Source organism: Aeromonas sp. CA23, assembly GCF_002587065.1.
GTDB lineage: Bacteria > Pseudomonadota > Gammaproteobacteria > Enterobacterales > Aeromonadaceae > Aeromonas > Aeromonas bestiarum.
This window is the reverse complement of the sequence record NZ_CP023818.1, coordinates 4542960-4558829: the sequence shown is the minus strand read 5'-3', so window position 1 is coordinate 4558829 and position 15870 is coordinate 4542960. Positions and strand designations below refer to the sequence as shown.

Sequence of the window (15870 nt, the reverse complement as noted above, 5' to 3'; positions counted from 1 at the left end):
CGTTGCGGCCCTCGTTGTTCATTTATACCGGGTGGCTGAAACGCTGTTCTATGATGCCGCCGCCCAGGCACACTTCCCCGTCGTAGAAGACGGCGGACTGGCCCGGGGTCACCGCAGCCTGCTTCTCGTCGAAGATGACCCGGATGGTCTCATCGTCGATGGGCTGAATGAGGCAGGGAATATCCTGCTGGCGGTAACGGGTCTTGACGGTGCAGCGGCGCGGGGCGCGGATCGGGGTGCGATCCACCCAGTGCAGCTGGCTGGCAACCAGGCCGTCGGAGTAGAGGCGGGGATGCTCGCCCTGCGCCACCACCAGCACGTTGCGCTCGACCTCTTTGTCGACCACGTACCAGGCCTCTTCGGTGGCGTCTTTGCGACCACCGATACCGAGCCCCTTGCGCTGGCCCAGGGTGTGATACATCAGCCCCTGGTGCTCGCCGATCACCTTGCCGTCCACGGTTTCGATGGGGCCGGGCTGGGCAGGCAGGAACTTGGCCAGGAAGTCCTTGAACTTGCGCTCACCGATAAAGCAGATACCGGTGGAGTCTTTCTTCTTGGCGGTGATGAGATCCAGCTGCTCGGCGATGCGGCGCACCTCCGGCTTCTCCAGATCCCCGACCGGGAACAGGCTCTGACCCACTTGCTTCTCGCTCAGGGTGTAGAGGAAGTAGCTCTGATCCTTGTTGCTATCCAGACCGCGCAGCAGGCGCGGGTGGCCTGTGCTGTCGTCACGGCGCACGTAGTGGCCGGTGGCTATGTAGGTGGCACCCAGCTCTTCGGCGGCAAATTCCAGGAACGCCTTGAACTTGATCTCCTTGTTGCACAGGATATCCGGGTTCGGCGTGCGGCCTGCCTTGTACTCTTCGAGGAAGTGCTCGAACACATTGTCCCAGTACTCGGCGGCGAAATTGATGGTATGCAGTTTCATACCCAGCTTGTCGCAGACGGCCTTGGCATCAGCCAAATCCTGGGAGGCAGAGCAATACTCGTCCGTGTCGTCTTCTTCCCAGTTCTTCATGAACAAGCCTTCGACCTGATAACCCTGCTGCTGCAGCAGGTAGGCCGAGACGGAAGAATCCACGCCGCCGGACATGCCGACGATCACCTTGATTTGGCTGTTGTCTGTCATTAGTCGAAGTTACCAGTTCGTTTAAACGGGGCGTATTCTACCAGAATTTCGCGCCCCCGGTCACATATCCATGCCCTGGCTCCCATCGGGCGCGCAGCGGCAGGAAATCGTTTTTCTGCTGCTGGCCATTGAGGCCAAAAAAGAGCGTCAAATGGCCTCAAATAAAGGCCTTGAGCGCCGACAGTGGCAAGCGGGTGCCCCCCAGATAGTCCTGGATGCACTGCCACACCAGCGGGCTGCGCAGGGCCGGTTTGCACTCGGCTATCTCCTCCAGGGTGAGCCAGTGGCAAGCCAGCACGTCGCCGTCAGGATCCTCTGGATGGTGCTGACCCGGCGCCTTTTCAAGGTCGAAGATGACGGCGGTGCGCACAAAGGTGGCCTCGCTGTCGGCCGGTTTGAACAGATAGGTGCCTAGCCAGGCGCTGGGGGCGGCGGTCAGACCCGTCTCCTCTTTCAGCTCGCGGCAGGCCGCTTCAATCAGGTTTTCGCCCGGTTCCACATGGCCGGCGGGTTGGTTGAAGCGGCGCTGGCCCTTGATCTCCTCCTCCACCAGCAAGAAGCGGCCCTGCCAGTGCACCAGGGCGGCAACCGTCAATCTGGCTTGCATTCTCTCTTCCATCGGCGGGTGCTTGATCATCATGACTCCTTGTCTGTGGTGTGACGGGCGGGACGGCGGGCCGTGCCGCGACCGCTGCTGCGGGGCTTGCCGCCGGTCGGGCTAGTGGTCGATGCGGTGCTGCGGGGCCGTTGATCCCGTCTCGGTTGGTTTGCCCGCCGTGGCGCCTCGCCTGCCGGTTTGGCTGCGCTGCCATCCGGGCGGGGTGATGAGGGTTTGCGCTGGCGCTGGGCCGGCGCCAGCTCGGGAGCGGGCAGGCTGCGGCTCTGCCCGGGGGCCAGCCCGTCTTCTTGCCAGTTACCCAAGGTCCAGTCGCCGATGGCGTAGCGGATCAGGCGCAGGGTGGGGTGGCCGATATGGGCGGTCATCCGCCGCACCTGCCGGTTGCGCCCTTCGATGATTTTGATTTCGAGCCAGCGGGTGGGGATCTCCTTGCGCTCGCGAATGGGCGGAGTGCGCGGCCACACATCGGGCTCATCCATGCGCCTTGCCTCGGCGGGCAGGGTCATGCCGTCGTTGAGCTCGACTCCGGCGCGCAGGGCGGCCAGCGCCTCCTCGCTCGGTATTCCTTCCACCTGCACCCAGTAGGTCTTGGGGGTCTTCTCCCCCGGCTGGGTGAGGTGAGCCTGCAGCTTGCCGTCGTTGGTGAGCAGCAAGAGCCCCTCGCTGTCGCGGTCCAGCCGGCCGGCGGCATAGATGCCGGGCTCCTTGATGTAATCCTTGAGGGTCTCCCGTCCTGCCTCATCGGTGAACTGGCAGAGCACCATGTAGGGCTTGTTCAGCAGCAGCAACTTGCGATCGGCGGGGGCCACCCGCGGTTTCTGCCCGGCCTGTTCAGCCTCGTGTGCGTGCCGGGTGCCGGCCCGTGAGCGGGCAAGACCGGGTCGGTTGGCGTCATCCAGTGCGGTGCGGCCGGAGGTGGTCGTGCGGCCTTGGAGGGAGAGACGGGGGCGGGCAGATTTCATCGCATGCATACCAAAAACAGGGGATGGCGCAGTGTATCACAGGGGGCTGAGTGGATGGGGCATGGGGATGCGCTCACCCGGCAGGCCAACGCCCTGAGGGCAATGAACAGGGTGAATTGCACCCGATTCAGTGCATCTCAGCTCAGCAACCCTTCGATGACGATGGCCTGACGGGCTGGGGCCGAGCCTGCGTGCAAGAGCGCCGTGCTGACCACCTCGTCCATCATGGCGCGGGCCAGCCGGGTGAGGGGGCGCAACTGCTCGGGGGCGAGCCCGGCCGGGATCGCCAGCAATATGATGGTCTGCACCGGCCCGAGCGTCGATCCCCACTCGATGGGCTCGGCGCAACTCAAGAGCGAGAGCGCGGGCTGGCGGATGGCGGGGCAGATCACGTGGGGCATGGCGAGGCCGGGCCGAATGATGGTGGCGGCGATCTGCTCGCGTTTGGCGATGGCCTGCTCAAGCGCGGGCCTGTCGCGTACCAGCTCGGCGGGCAAGAGATCGACCAGCACCCTCAGGGCCAGGGATTTGTCCAGCGATGCCGCCGCGTGCCCCAGCTGGGCGAGGGAAAAACAGAAGTCGGGCTGGGCGAGGCCAAGGCGCTGCTCGGCCTGGGCGGTGGTGGCGGGGCGGCCAAGGGGCTGGCCCAGTTCCACGCACCAGCAGGTAAAGGCCATGTGGGCCAGCTCGGCATCCAGCCCCTCGATGAGCAGCAGACAGAGATCGCCGGGCTGGGTGGCCAGGGTGAGCAGGGAGAGTTGGTTGGTCGCCTCCACCGTCTGGCGGCGGCTGACGTTGATGAACTGGATATGGGACTTGAACAGTCCGGCCAGCCGGCTCAGCTGCTTGGCCTGGGTGATGGTCAATCCCAGCTGGCAGAAGAAGGTGAGCTCGCGGGTGAGCATTCAGGCGCCGACGGTGGCGGTTTTGAGCACGGCGTTGGCGTCCAGCAGTACGGATTCCAGCGATACCTGACGAACCCGGCAGCCGAGGAAGCGATCCTTCTGCTCAATCTCGATGTCGGAGGCGATCAGCACCAGATCGGCGCAGGCGATGTCCCGCGCGGTGAGAATGTTCTCCAGTCCCATGGCGCCCTGGGTTTCAACCTTGATCTTCAGCCCCAGCTTGTCGGCGGCTTTTTGCAGCGCCTCGGCGGCCATGTAGGTGTGAGCTATGCCGGTGGGGCAGGCGGTGACGGCGAGGATCTTCATCGGTTCTCGAAGCAAGGAGAGGTGGGCCAACAAGATAGCGCCAAGGAGCGGACTTTGCCAAAGCTGCGGGGCAAAAATGGGATCTTGGCAGCCCAGTGGTGCCTGCGTGCACAGAGGATGGCAAGGGCCTGGATTCATCTGCTGACGATGGGATCGACAATAAAAAACCGGCCCCGCCAGAAGGCGGGGCCGGTTGCATTCAGTTAACGCGGGTTCAGGCTGACTGGGTTGCCAGCTCGGCGGCGTTCAGTTCACGCTGGTTCAGACGGATTGGGTAGCCAGGGTAGCGGCTTTCAGTTCCCGTTTGATGCGGCGGATCTTGCGCTCCTCGGCCACGGCCACGCAGGCCATCAGCACCAGACAGGCGGCGGCTGCCATGTCCAGCGCCGCGAAGGTGCCGGCCCAGCCGGTCAGACCGAAGATGGGGGTGCCATCGGCGATCATGCCCAGACCCAGCTTGGCGAAGCTGTCACCTATGAGGTAGGCGAAGGTGCCCTTGACACCATCGGCCACGCTTATGCCCTGCTTGGGTACGAAGCCCACGGCGGCCACGCCGATCAGCAGTTGCGGACCAAACACCAGGAAGCCCAGGGTGAACAGTGAGCCCAGGAACATGAACTGGGTGGTCGCGTGCTGGTAGAGACCCAGGGTCGCGATGATCAGCGCCAGCGCCACACAGGCCACCAGGCCGCGACGACCGTTGGCCAGATCCGAGAGGTAGCCCCACATCAGGGTGCCGACCAGGGCGCCCACTTCGAAGAAGGTGAAGCCCTGGATGGCGATCTCCTTGGAGAAGCCCAGCTCCTGGTGAGCGTAGACGGTGGACCACTGGTCGATGCCGATGCGTACCACGTAGAGGAAGATGTTGGCGAAGCAGAGCAGCCAGATCACCTTGTTCATCAGCACGTACTTGACGAAGATCTGGCCCTTGGTCAGCTTCTGCTCTTCGGTGGCGATGTCTTCTTCGCTGGCCACCTCGTCAAACAGCTCCTCCACCTTGCCCAGGCCATAGGCTTCCGGTGAATCGCTGCCGAAACGCAGGCCAACGAAGCCGACTACCAGGGCGATGATGGACGGGAAGATGAACATGCCGAGCACGTTGCCATCGAACAGGTAGTTGGCACCGAACAGCGCCACCCCGGCCGCACCGGCGCCGCCCACGTTGTGGGAGAGGTTCCACATGCCGAGATAGGTGCCGCGCTTGTTGCGGGGGGTCCACTTGGTGATGGTGGAGTAGCTGCAGGAGCCGCCGCAGCTCTGGAAGAAGCCGCTCAGCGCATAGAAGAAGATCATGAAGTAGAGGCTAAAACCCGTGCCGCCCATGCTGGCACTGAAGCCCAGCATGCAGAGGGCAGAGAGGATCAGCATCAGCGGCAGGAACTGCTTGGTGTTCTTGCCATCGGCGTAGTAGGAGACGACCGTCTTGCCCACCCCGTAGGTGATGGAGAAGCCAAGGCCAATCATGCCGAGCTCGGTCATGGAGAGACCGTACTCCTGGATCATGTCATTCTGCGCAATGTTGAAGTTCTTGCGGATCAGATACATGGTCAGATAGCCAATAAATACAACCAGATAGGATTGCATGAAGGGCTTGAACCAGAGTTTGCGCCGGGCTGCGACCGGCAAGTCCAGGGTCGGGACCCGCACCTGCTTGAGAAAATCCAACATATTCATCCTCTGCGAGATAGTCGGTATTTCCGCCGCGCCCCTCACTTTTTGGTTGGTGTTAGAGGTCGCGCCACGGAAAGGACAACAGCAAGAGGTTGGACTGTGCGCCTCGCTCTCCTGTCGATTGAACCCATGCCCACTCCCTGCGCCACTGCGAGGGTCGGGTAACTACATCAGGTAGCGTGACTTTAATGAGGCGCGGCGCAAATGGCGTGAGAGCCATCCCTCCCTAGGGGTATTAGGAAAATTTCCTAGTTTGGCGGGATCCGGCCGCGAAGCGTGAAGGGGATCACAGCGTGGCGGCCCACGGCGGCCTGGTGACTACGGTGATCCGGCGCGCAGGAGATGAGGGGGGGGAGAGCAAAAAGTGGGCTGGCCCGGCGGATCAACGGCCGCGCCGGTGCAATATCAGGTGCAATGAAAGAGGCCACCCGCAGGTGGCCTCTTGTCGTATGAGCGTGAGAAGGGGATCAGGCCGCCTTGGCGAGTTCCACCTCGTCGGTTTTCTTCACCCGCAGCTTTTTCAGGGCAACCGCCACCACGCCGGTGACGATGGCGCCGCAGATCATGCAGAGCAGGGCCAGCAGCGGCTTGTTGACCGCACCCAGCAGGGCCACTATGGGGCCACCGTGGGCCACGCTGTTGGTGATGCCGAACAGGAAGGCCATCACGGCGGCTGTCATGCTGCCCAATACGTTGGCGGGGATGACCGCCAGCGGGTCACGAGCGGCGAACGGGATCGCCCCCTCTGAGATACCCACCAGGCCCATGGCACCGGCGGCTTTGCCTGCCTCGATTTCGGAGGCATCGAAGATACCCAGCTTGCGACCGAGCACGGTCGCAAGCGACATGCCGAGCGGCGCGGCCGGGATGGCGCAGGCCATGGCACCCATAAACTGGGTCTGGCCGGAGGCTATCATGCCCACCGAGAACAGGAAGGCCACCTTGTTGACCGGGCCGCCCATATCAAAGCCGGCCATGCCCCCGAGCACTATGCCCAGCAGCACCAGACTGCCGCCGCTCATGGAGAGCAGCATGGCGTTCAGACCCGTCATCATGTCGGCAATGGGCGCACCTATGATGAAGATGAAGACGGCGGCGATAAAGAGCGACCCGACGATGGGGGCGATCAGGATCGGCACCAGCGGCTGCACCATCTTGTGATACTGACGGGTGGCAATCCAGCGCACCAGATAACCGACCAGCAGGCCCGCTATGATGGCACCGATAAAGCCGGTACCGGCGTCGGCGCCGTAGAAGCTGCCGTTGTTGGCGATCCAGCCGCCGATAAAGCCCGGGGCCAGGGCCGGGCGATCACCGATGGCGTAGGCGATGTAGCCCGCCAGTATGGGGATCATCAGGGTGAAGGCGGCCACGCCCACGTTGAGGATCTGGTTCCACATGCTCCCTTCCGGGATCTGCATGCCGCTCGGGGTCGGGTTGCCGCCGATGGCCAGCGCCAGCGCAATCAAGAGACCGCCGGTCACCACGAACGGGATCATGTGAGAAACGCCGTTCATCAGGTAGCGGTAGAGATCCGAGCTGCCGCCTGAGCTCTTCTCTTCGCTCTTGCGCTCATCCTTGTCCGCCACATAGGCGGGGGCCTTTAACGCCTGCTCAATCAGCCCCTTGCCATCCTTGATGGGGGCCTTGACGCCTGTCTTGATGAGCGGCTTGCCGTTGAAGCGGGCCATGTCCACCTGTTTGTCACAGGCCACGACTATGGCGCTGGCACGGGCAATCTCGGCCGTGGTCGGGCTGTTCTTGACGCCGATGGAGCCGTTGGTCTCCACCTTCACCTCAAAGCCCAGCTCCTTGGCTGCGCGCTCCAGCGACTCCGCCGCCAGATAGGTGTGGGCTATACCGGCCGGGCAGCCGGTGACACCTATGATGAAGCCTTTGTCGGCAACAGGGGCGGCTTGCTCTTCTTTCTTCTCGAGCAGCAGGGCCAGCGCGGCGGCCGGGGTCTTGGCGGCCAGCAGTTTGGCGATAAAGCCTTCTTCGATCAGCTTGGCGGAGAGCTCGGCCAGCACCTCGATATGGTGGTTGGCGCCACCGGCCGGGGAGGCAATCATGAAGAACAATTTGGACGGCTTGCCATCCTCGGCGCCGTAGTCGATGCCGCTGCGGCTGATGCCGATGGCCACCGCCGGTGTGCTCACCGCCGCGCTCTTGGCGTGGGGCAGGGCTACCCCCTCCTCGAAACCTGTGTTGTCCAGCGCTTCCCGGGCCCACAGATCCTTGATGAACTGTTGCTCATCGCTGACCTTGCCCTGCGCGACCAGCAAGCGGGCCATCTCGCTGAAGACCTCTTCCTTGCGCGTGGCCTTTAAATCGAGCGCGATCAGCTGCTCGTTGATAAGGGTGGTGATCATGGTGTTCTCCCCGCTCCTCGATGGAGCCTGTTGGCATGCCACCCGTGCTGGCACGGCATGCAGACAAAATTGACCTCACTATTATCGCGCCGGGGAGCAAGCCACCCTATCGGACAAATGTGCGAATGACTGGATTTTTGTGCGCCATCATCTCGAGTGTGACCCCGATCTCAAAGCGGGGAGACAAGAAAAATGGGGACGAATCGGATCGCCTGTTATTTTATTTTCTTTATAAATCATTTATTTGATTTCTTGTGTGATGAGGTGTTCTGGCCGTTCTCCGAGTATTTGCTCGAGAGAGGGACAGCCACTTTCTATAAATTTGTGAGGTTGAAAACGGTGGCGGCATGTGAGCCAACGCACATAAATGGCTGTCATCAGAGGAGGTTGGGGAGGACAAGCTGGAGAAATGGGCTTGGCAGGAGAGGGGAGCGAAAGCCCACTTTGCGAGGCGGCTATATCATATGTGCGACCGAATCGAGCCAGTGCGGAACTTGTTGGCGATACCAGTCCAGATAGCGCTGCGCTTGCGGTTTCTCTCTTCTGGTCAGCAGATTGGTGACCTCAATAATCAACCAGCACTTCGCCATGATGAGATGGCGCAGCAACCGGTCGCCAGAGAGAAGCGAGCTGTGGCGCAGGTAATGCTCAATGATGGCTTCATACTCCGCAAGTGAACCCATCTGTGGCACCAACGGAGCCAGATCGATGGCCGGGCTGCCATAACCAAATCGCTCCCAGTCAAACAACACCAGCTCACCATTGTCGCGGGTGCCCCAGTTACCCTCATTGCTATCCCCCGAGATGAGACAAGGCTCCGCAAACAGCTCGCGGCCAAGCTGCTGAATATGGCGGATTGTCTCACTGGCTGATTCCGGCAGGCAGAGTACAGAGAGTGCCTCGCTGGTATCGGCGAGCGACCAGCTGTGCGCTCTCAGCGTAAAATCGGGTTGATAGCGACTGTTGTGCAGACTAGCCAGCTGAACAAAGGTCTGCTCGTTGTGGTGCAGTTGCGCGAGGGTGACCGGATGAGGAATCTGCTCAAGGAACAGGGTCTCCCCCTCGACCTTGAGCAGGGCAGGTGTGTTGAGCCCGCTCAAATGCGGGGCGGCGCGTTGGTAGAAATGGCGCTCGACCGGCGATGCTCCGCTTTTTCTGATACAGGGCTTGCCATCCAGCATCTGGATATTTACGGAGGCACTCCCCATTTTTGCCAGCTCGTGTTGCGTCATCCAGTACCTTGTTAGCTGTGAGTGGTCAGTTGCGTGAGATAGCGGTTTACCTCTGCGCGAGTCGTGAAACTGTGCTTGTCGTTTGGGAATCGATCAAACAGTTCACGATGGAATTGGCGGGAGCTTTTGCTGGCTCGTTGCCCATATTCCGATGCCCACACCAGCAGTTGTTGAAAGTTCTCTTCGGCTGCAACTGCATCGCGTTGCCGGGCGCTTTGTGATCCGCGCGATAGCAGTGAATCACGGCATACAGACCAGTCGAGATCCAGAAATAGCAGAGTATCGGCGGCATCAAGCAGTTGTTCGGCCAAGGCACCAAATACCCCTTCGACCACCCATGAGGGCTCTTGAGCAAGTGTTTGAATGGCATGGTCAATCTCATGCTGGGGCCGTTTTTGGTTAAAGCCGCCCGGCTGCCAGACAATGGTGTCCAGATTGACCTCGCGGATAGTTAACCGCTTAGCCAATCGAGCCGCCAACCAGCTCTTGCCCGATCCCGAGTTGCCAATAATCAGAATTCGTTTCATCTCTGAGAGCTCTTTTCTGGAGCAGATATCTGGAGGCTGGAAAATAGAGGTGATGTTACCAATATCCGAATACGCTTCACTATTTGAACCTACGAACTTGGACATGCAACGCCTGGAGAGCATCTCTAAAGCTATTCCTTATAAATGATTTTTTGTGCAGAGAGTCATCGTAGTTTCTGACACTGATTCTCCGTCAATACGATAAAAGTCAGATGTTTCACCTATGATTTTGAAACCACACCTCAAATACAAGCTCTTTGCGGGAATATTGTTTGAAAGGACGTTTAAATCTAACCAGTCAATACTGTCCGTCTCTTGGCAAAATGGAAATGCTGATTCTAATAGCTTGACGCCTAAACCTTGTTTCCTGGCATTGTTTTTTACACCCATGCCCAACAAAACGCGATGGAAATTATATTCTCCACTGTAATGGCGCAAATCTATATGCCCAAGAATACGGCTGTTTGAGTCTTTAGCTAACCAAAGTTTCCTCCAACTTGGCTTACCGATACTAACGCCAAAACCATCTCGAAACTTGGCCCTAAGTTGTTCTGATACTTTGCAGTGATCCTTTGGAATTGGTTGGGATAGTGGTGAATGGTCGGATGCATTTTCTAGAAGATGAACACCTAGATACTCAAAGAAAAAATCTAAATCTGATATTTTTGCTTCTACTATTTCCATATATTCACCTAGTTACGTATAACGCTCGGTTAAGTGTCGATCCGATTAGAACTGTAGGTTCGATTCGCGCAGCGTAATCGGACTTTCGCGAAGACATGTTCAAGATTTTTCACCTTGTTATCAGACAAGGCTGCCGCACTGGATTTCAGCCTCCAGCCTGCTGTTTTTCACCTGTGATTGACCTGAAATGGCGTGATAGACCTGTGTCATGAATACAACTCCACCATGGCATTGGTAGCCAAGTGAAACATCTTAACCAAGGAAATATGGGGATAACACAGGGAGCCGATGAAAACCGGCTCAGGATCAACAAATTGCGTGTTAACGGGGGGGGATTGGCTCGCGTTGGACTGGGGAGCAGAGGAGTTGACCTGCCGCTGACGAGCCCGCTGTTCCGCGATACTCCGCCGGGAGCGCGGCTCAATACTCCAGAAACTTCTCTCCGCAGCGTTCGCAGATCAGATGTTTTACATGGGTGGCCTGATAGGCGAGGGTCTGGCCGAATACCGCGTTGGTCAGGAGGCTGGCGCGAAAGGCTTGCCAGAAGGTTTTGCGCGGATCCTTGGGCATGATGTCCTGGCTGTGATCCCGTGGCACCAGTACCACTATATGGCGGGTGCGCTCCCTGCATTTGTCACAGCGATGGATTTCACTTGGCGGGTTCTGGTCGTGCTGGCTGGTCATGATGGCGCTCGTGCAGGCTTGTGAAGAGAGTGGGGCGCCCATCATATTCCTCCCCACTTGGCTCTCAACCCCCTCGCCAGAGGGAGTTTGCCAATCGGGATCGGGATCACCTTTCCGGCGACCGGGGCCAGTCAGGGGACTGCGTCCTATCTCTGCTTGTCAGCCGGGGACGCTGGCATCGCTGCGCCGTTCCAGTGCCCGCTCCACATAGAGATAGCCGATGCCCATCACCTGTTGGGCGCGGTTGAGCGTGCCGACGCGCAGTTGGGTTGCATTGACCGCATCGCTGCAATCGAATGGATTGGCGCCGGTCTGGTGGATAATGGTCTGCAGCCAGGTTTCACCAAAGCCGCAGCTGCGGCCATAGAGCCAGATGCGGTTGATGTTGAGGATATTGAGGAAGTTGTAGAGGCTCAGGCCAATGGCGCGGGCCCCTTCGTCCACCAGGGCGCGGATCATGGCATCTCCCTGATGGTAGAGTGCGAGCAGCTGGGTCGTATCCAGCTCCACCCCCGACAGCGCCGGGTTGTCGGCACTGGTTTGTTGCTTGAGAAACACCCTGGCCCGTTTTTTGATGGCAAACAGCGAGGCGACCGTCTCCAGGCAGCCGTAGCGGCCGCAGGCACAGGCGCTGCCGTCCGGGTTGATGATGGTGTGGCCTATCTGGCCGCTGCCAAACAGGGCACCCCGATAGATCTGGCCGTTGATGATAAAGGCGGACCCTATGCCGTAGTCGACGTTGATGACACAAAAATCCCCGTTTCCTTCCCGGCCCTGCCACTTCTGGGCCAGTGCCAGCATGATGCAGTCGTTATCCACCATCACCTCGCAGCCGAGACGCTCTTCCAGCAGGTATTTGAGCTCGACCGGCGCGTGCCAGGGGGCTTGTGGCATGGTTTGCGACACCCCGGTGGCCGGGTTGACCTGCCCGTGTACCGCCAGAGCCAGCCGGATCGCCAGCCCCTTGTGGCGGCGCTTGTGCTGGTAGTAGTGCGCTTCAATCAGGCGCAGCAGTTCATCGGGGGTTTGCGGGGCTATCTTCTGGCCGCTGAACTCACCCAGCGGGGTGATCAGGTTGTCCACCAATATGCTCTCCAGGCTGGTGGGGCTGATATTGAGGCAGAGGATTGCCCCCTGGCCGCTGGCGATGCGGTAGCTGCCGCCGTTGATGCCGCGCAGGGAGAGGTTCTGCTCGCTGTGACTGATGGCGCCGTCGGCCACCAGTTCATCGAGGATCTTGCTGACCGCCGGGATGGAGAGCTCGCAATGGCGGGCCAGGGTGGATTTGCTCGCCTCCTTGAGCTGGTAGAGCAGCGCCAGCAACACCTGCTTGTTGTGGTGGCGTACCTTCTGGTTGTTCAGGCCGATGATCATCAGTTCACTAAACTCCGCTTACTGTATTGCGTGATCTTTAAGCGAAAATCGCTGTCATCGCCATTCTAAACTGGCCTCATCGAAACGTTTACTAATAAATGTTGAATGAGGCGAGATTGATGAGAGCTGATGTAAGAGTCTGGGTAGAGGCCGTCACCCTGCCGACCTACGAGGTCGGTGCCGAAGATCCCAACCCCATGTTTCTCGAGAAGCGGGTCTATCAGGGCTCCTCGGGGGCTGTCTATCCCTATGGGGTGATCGACACCCTCACCGGCCAGAAGCAGATGAAGTCTTATCAGGCGGTCTGGCTGGAGAACGACTTCATCAAGGTGATGCTGCTGCCGGAGCTGGGTGGCCGCATCCACCGTGCCTACGACAAGGTGATGAATCGCGACTTCGTCTATTACAACGAAGTGATCAAACCGGCGCTGGTGGGGCTGGTGGGGCCCTGGATCTCCGGCGGCATCGAGTTCAACTGGCCGCAGCACCACAGGCCCACCACCTTTATGCCGGTGGACTTCACCATTGCGGAGCGCGAGGGCGGCGCCAAGACCGTCTGGCTGGGGGAGGTGGAGCCGATGCGCGGTCTGCAGGTGATGGCGGGCTTCACCCTCTATCCCGACAAGGCGCTCATCGAGATCACCGGCAAGGTGTTCAACGGCAACGACACGCCGCGCCACTTCCTCTGGTGGTCCAACCCGGCAGTGAAAGGGGGCGATGCCCATCAGAGCGTCTTCCCGCCCGATGTGACCGCCGTCTATGACCACGGCAAGCGCGATGTCAGCGCCTTCCCCGTCGCTCGCGGCACCTACTACAAGGTGGACTACTCCGCCGGGGTCGATATCTCCCGTTACCGCAACATTCCGGTGCCCACCTCCTACATGGCGGACAAGTCTGACTACGACTTCGTCGGTGCCTACTGCCATGACGAGCAGGGCGGCCTGTTGCACGTGGCGGATCACCATGTTTCGCCGGGCAAGAAGCAGTGGAGCTGGGGCAACTGTGACTTCGGTCTGGCCTGGGATCGCAACCTGACCGACGACAACGGCCCCTACATCGAGCTGATGACCGGGGTTTACACCGACAACCAGCCCGACTTCACCTGGCTGGATGCGGGGGAGGAGAAGGTGTTCGTGCAGAACTTCCTGCCCTACAACACCCTCGGCACCCTGCAAAATGCCAACACCCGCGCCGCCATCAAGCTGGAGCGCACCGACGACGGCCTGCTGTGCGGTGCCTACGCGATCGCGCCGCTGTGCCACGCCTGCTTCGAAGTGAGCGACGAAGGCGGCGTGCTGTTCACCCAGACGCTGGAGTTGCAACCGGGTCAGGCCTGGCTTGAGCCGTTCGCCATCACCAGTGAGGGACGTTTGCAGGTGCGCCTGCTGGATGAACAGGGCCAGCCGATCCTGAGTTATCTCGAACATCAGTCCGTGGGCGAAGCCCTGCCGGATCCGGCCACGGCGCCGGAGCCAGCCGTCAATCTCGACTCTATCGATGAGCTCTACTTCATCGGCCAACATCTTGAGCAGTATCTGCACGCCAGCCGCTCGCCCTTTGATTACTACCTGCGGGCTCTGGAGCTAGACAGTGGCGACTATCGCTGCAACCTGGCGCTGGCGACGCTGGAGTACAACCGCGCCAACTATGAGCAGGCGCTGGGCTACGCCAATCAGGCGCTGGTCCGTGCCCATCGGCTCAACAAGAACCCCCAGTGTGGCAAGGCGAGCTTGCTGCGGGCCCATATCGAGGAGCGTTTGGGGCAGTTCGATGCCGCCTTCGATGACTTCTACAAGGCGACCTGGAGCGGCAACTGCCGCGACAGTGGCTTCCTTGGGCTGGCCCGCATCGCCATGGTGCGCCGTGATCCGCTGCAGGCACTGCCCTTTGTCGAAAAGAGTCTTGCGGTCAACGGCACCCACTACGGTGCCATCGCCCTCAAAGGGTTGGCGCTGCTGGAGTCTGGCCAGCGAGAGGCCGCCATCGCCTATATCGACGAGCAGCGAGTCCGTTATCCGCTTCACTATCAGCTGGCCTTCCTGCGCTGGCTGGCAAGCGAGCAGCCGACCGATCTCGAGGCGCTGCGCACCCTGTGCAACGGGCGCGGGGTGAACCTCTGTTTCCTGGCGAGCAATCTGCTGGCGCTGGGACGCCCCGAGCTGGCGCAGCAACTGCTCTCAGCACTGCCGGTGGAAGAGACCCTGCCGCTGTTGTTCCAGGCTGCGCTGCTGCCGGAAGGTGAGGCACAAGATGCCCTGCTGCAACGGGCCGAGCAGGCCTTTGGCCGCAAGGTGCGCTTCCCCAATACCCTTGGCGAGGTGGCCATGCTGGCGCAACTGCCCCACAGCTGGTTCGCCAGCTATCTGCTGGGCTGCTTCCACTACAGCAAGCGCAGCTACCCGCAAGCCATCGCATTGTGGCAGCAGGTTTGCGAGCAGGCACCCGGATTTGCCCCGGCCTGGCGCAACCTTGGCATCTATCACTTCAACAAGAGCGGCGATTCGGTGGCGGCCGAGCAGTGTCTGAGCCGGGCCTTTGCCCTCAAGCCGGACGATGCCCGTCTGCTGTTTGAACTGGATCAGCTGCACAAGCGCTGCGTCATGGCCCCCGCAGAGCGGTTGGCGCTGCTGGAGGCGCACCGTGAGGTAGCCCTCAAGCGCGACGACCTGACCGCCGAATTGCTCAGCCTCTATCACATCACCGGGCAGCTGGATGCGGCGGCCGAGATCTTGCGGCTGCGCGAATTCCACCCCTGGGAGGGGGGCGAGGGCAAGGTGACCGGCCAGTACCTCATCAATCAGCAGCGCCGGGCGCTGGTACTGATGACTCAAGGACGCCATGAGCAGGCCATTCCGTTGCTGCAACAGGCGCTGCACTACCCCCTCAATCTGGGGGAGGGGCGTCTGGTGGGACAGACCGATAACGACATCCACTACCTGCTGGCGCTCTGCCATCTGGCTTGTGACAACCAGAGTCTGGCGGTCCAGTGCCTGCAAGAGGCCTGCCTCGGCCAAGGATCGCTCGGGGCCAGCCGCTACTACAACGATCAGCCGGTGGATTACCTCTTCTATCAGGGCATGGCGCTGGCACGTCTTGGCCGGGTTGCGGAGGCGCAGCGTCTGTTCGAGGGAATGGTGGCCTGGGCCGAGCAGGCGATGGGCGAGTCGGTCGAGGCGGACTTTTTCGCCGTCTCGCTACCCGACCTCATCGTGCTGGATGACGATCCGCAGCACCAACATCGCCAGCACTGCCTGCTGGTCAGGGCGCTCGGCTTGTTGGGGTTGGGTCAGCGCGATGGCTGTGAACAAACCTTGCGAGAGCTGCTCGCCCTCAACCCGGCTCACGACAAGGGGCACCTCTTTGCCCTGATCTGCCGCGAGCTGTCACTCCACTCATAACACTCAT

At 60.6% G+C, this 15870-nt stretch carries 13 protein-coding genes; 1 reads left to right on the top strand and 12 read right to left on the bottom strand.

Annotated elements, in window-relative coordinates; translation table 11 throughout:
• Positions 1–22: 22 nt before the first annotated feature.
• The 12 genes from mnmA to CK910_RS20930 form a co-directional block, all read right to left on the bottom strand.
• Positions 23–1129, bottom strand: coding sequence for a tRNA 2-thiouridine(34) synthase MnmA (gene mnmA, locus CK910_RS20985; protein ID WP_098984584.1), 1107 nt, complete (start codon positions 1127–1129; stop codon positions 23–25).
• 157 nt (positions 1130–1286) lie between these two features.
• Positions 1287–1766 (bottom strand): NUDIX hydrolase, encoded by a 480-nt coding sequence (locus CK910_RS20980; RefSeq protein WP_172955383.1) that lies wholly within the window; start codon positions 1764–1766, stop codon positions 1287–1289.
• A complete protein-coding gene (locus tag CK910_RS20975) occupies positions 1766–2710 on the bottom strand; it encodes a pseudouridine synthase (RefSeq protein ID WP_441296856.1) in 945 nt (314 codons plus the stop codon). Before CK910_RS20975 ends, CK910_RS20980 begins: the two co-directional genes overlap by 1 nt.
• A gap of 137 nt (positions 2711–2847) precedes the next feature.
• Positions 2848–3615, bottom strand: a complete 768-nt coding sequence (locus CK910_RS20970; RefSeq protein ID WP_098984582.1) for a PTS sugar transporter subunit IIA — start codon at positions 3613–3615, stop codon at positions 2848–2850.
• Entirely contained in the window at positions 3616–3921 is a 306-nt protein-coding gene (locus CK910_RS20965; protein ID WP_043134732.1) for a PTS fructose transporter subunit IIB, read from the bottom strand.
• A 261-nt stretch (positions 3922–4182) separates the two neighbouring features.
• On the bottom strand, positions 4183–5589 hold the full coding sequence (uhpT, locus tag CK910_RS20960; protein ID WP_043134733.1) for a hexose-6-phosphate:phosphate antiporter: 1407 nt from the start codon (positions 5587–5589) through the stop codon (positions 4183–4185).
• A 470-nt stretch (positions 5590–6059) separates the two neighbouring features.
• Positions 6060–7964 (bottom strand): fructose-specific PTS transporter subunit EIIC, encoded by a 1905-nt coding sequence (locus tag CK910_RS20955; RefSeq protein WP_098984581.1) that lies wholly within the window; start codon positions 7962–7964, stop codon positions 6060–6062.
• Between the two features lie 455 nt (positions 7965–8419).
• Positions 8420–9196 carry a phosphotransferase family protein gene (locus CK910_RS20950; protein WP_253852766.1) on the bottom strand — a complete coding sequence of 259 codons (777 nt, stop codon included), beginning with the start codon at positions 9194–9196 and terminating at the stop codon, positions 8420–8422.
• 11 nt (positions 9197–9207) lie between these two features.
• Positions 9208–9723: an AAA family ATPase gene (locus CK910_RS20945; protein ID WP_098985191.1), complete on the bottom strand. Its 516-nt coding sequence runs from the start codon at positions 9721–9723 to the stop codon at positions 9208–9210.
• 138 nt (positions 9724–9861) lie between these two features.
• Complete coding sequence (locus CK910_RS20940) at positions 9862–10407, bottom strand: GNAT family N-acetyltransferase (protein ID WP_098984580.1); 546 nt, start codon at positions 10405–10407, stop codon at positions 9862–9864.
• A gap of 420 nt (positions 10408–10827) precedes the next feature.
• On the bottom strand, positions 10828–11091 hold the full coding sequence (locus CK910_RS20935; protein ID WP_043134736.1) for a hypothetical protein: 264 nt from the start codon (positions 11089–11091) through the stop codon (positions 10828–10830).
• Positions 11092–11250: 159 nt separating this feature from the next.
• Complete coding sequence (locus CK910_RS20930) at positions 11251–12465, bottom strand: ROK family transcriptional regulator (RefSeq protein WP_172955382.1); 1215 nt, start codon at positions 12463–12465, stop codon at positions 11251–11253.
• 119 nt (positions 12466–12584) lie between these two features.
• Here CK910_RS20930 and CK910_RS20925 point away from each other — a divergent pair, with 119 nt between their 5' ends.
• A complete protein-coding gene (locus tag CK910_RS20925) occupies positions 12585–15863 on the top strand; it encodes a DUF5107 domain-containing protein (protein WP_098984579.1) in 3279 nt (1092 codons plus the stop codon).
• The last annotated feature ends 7 nt before the right edge of the window (positions 15864–15870 follow it).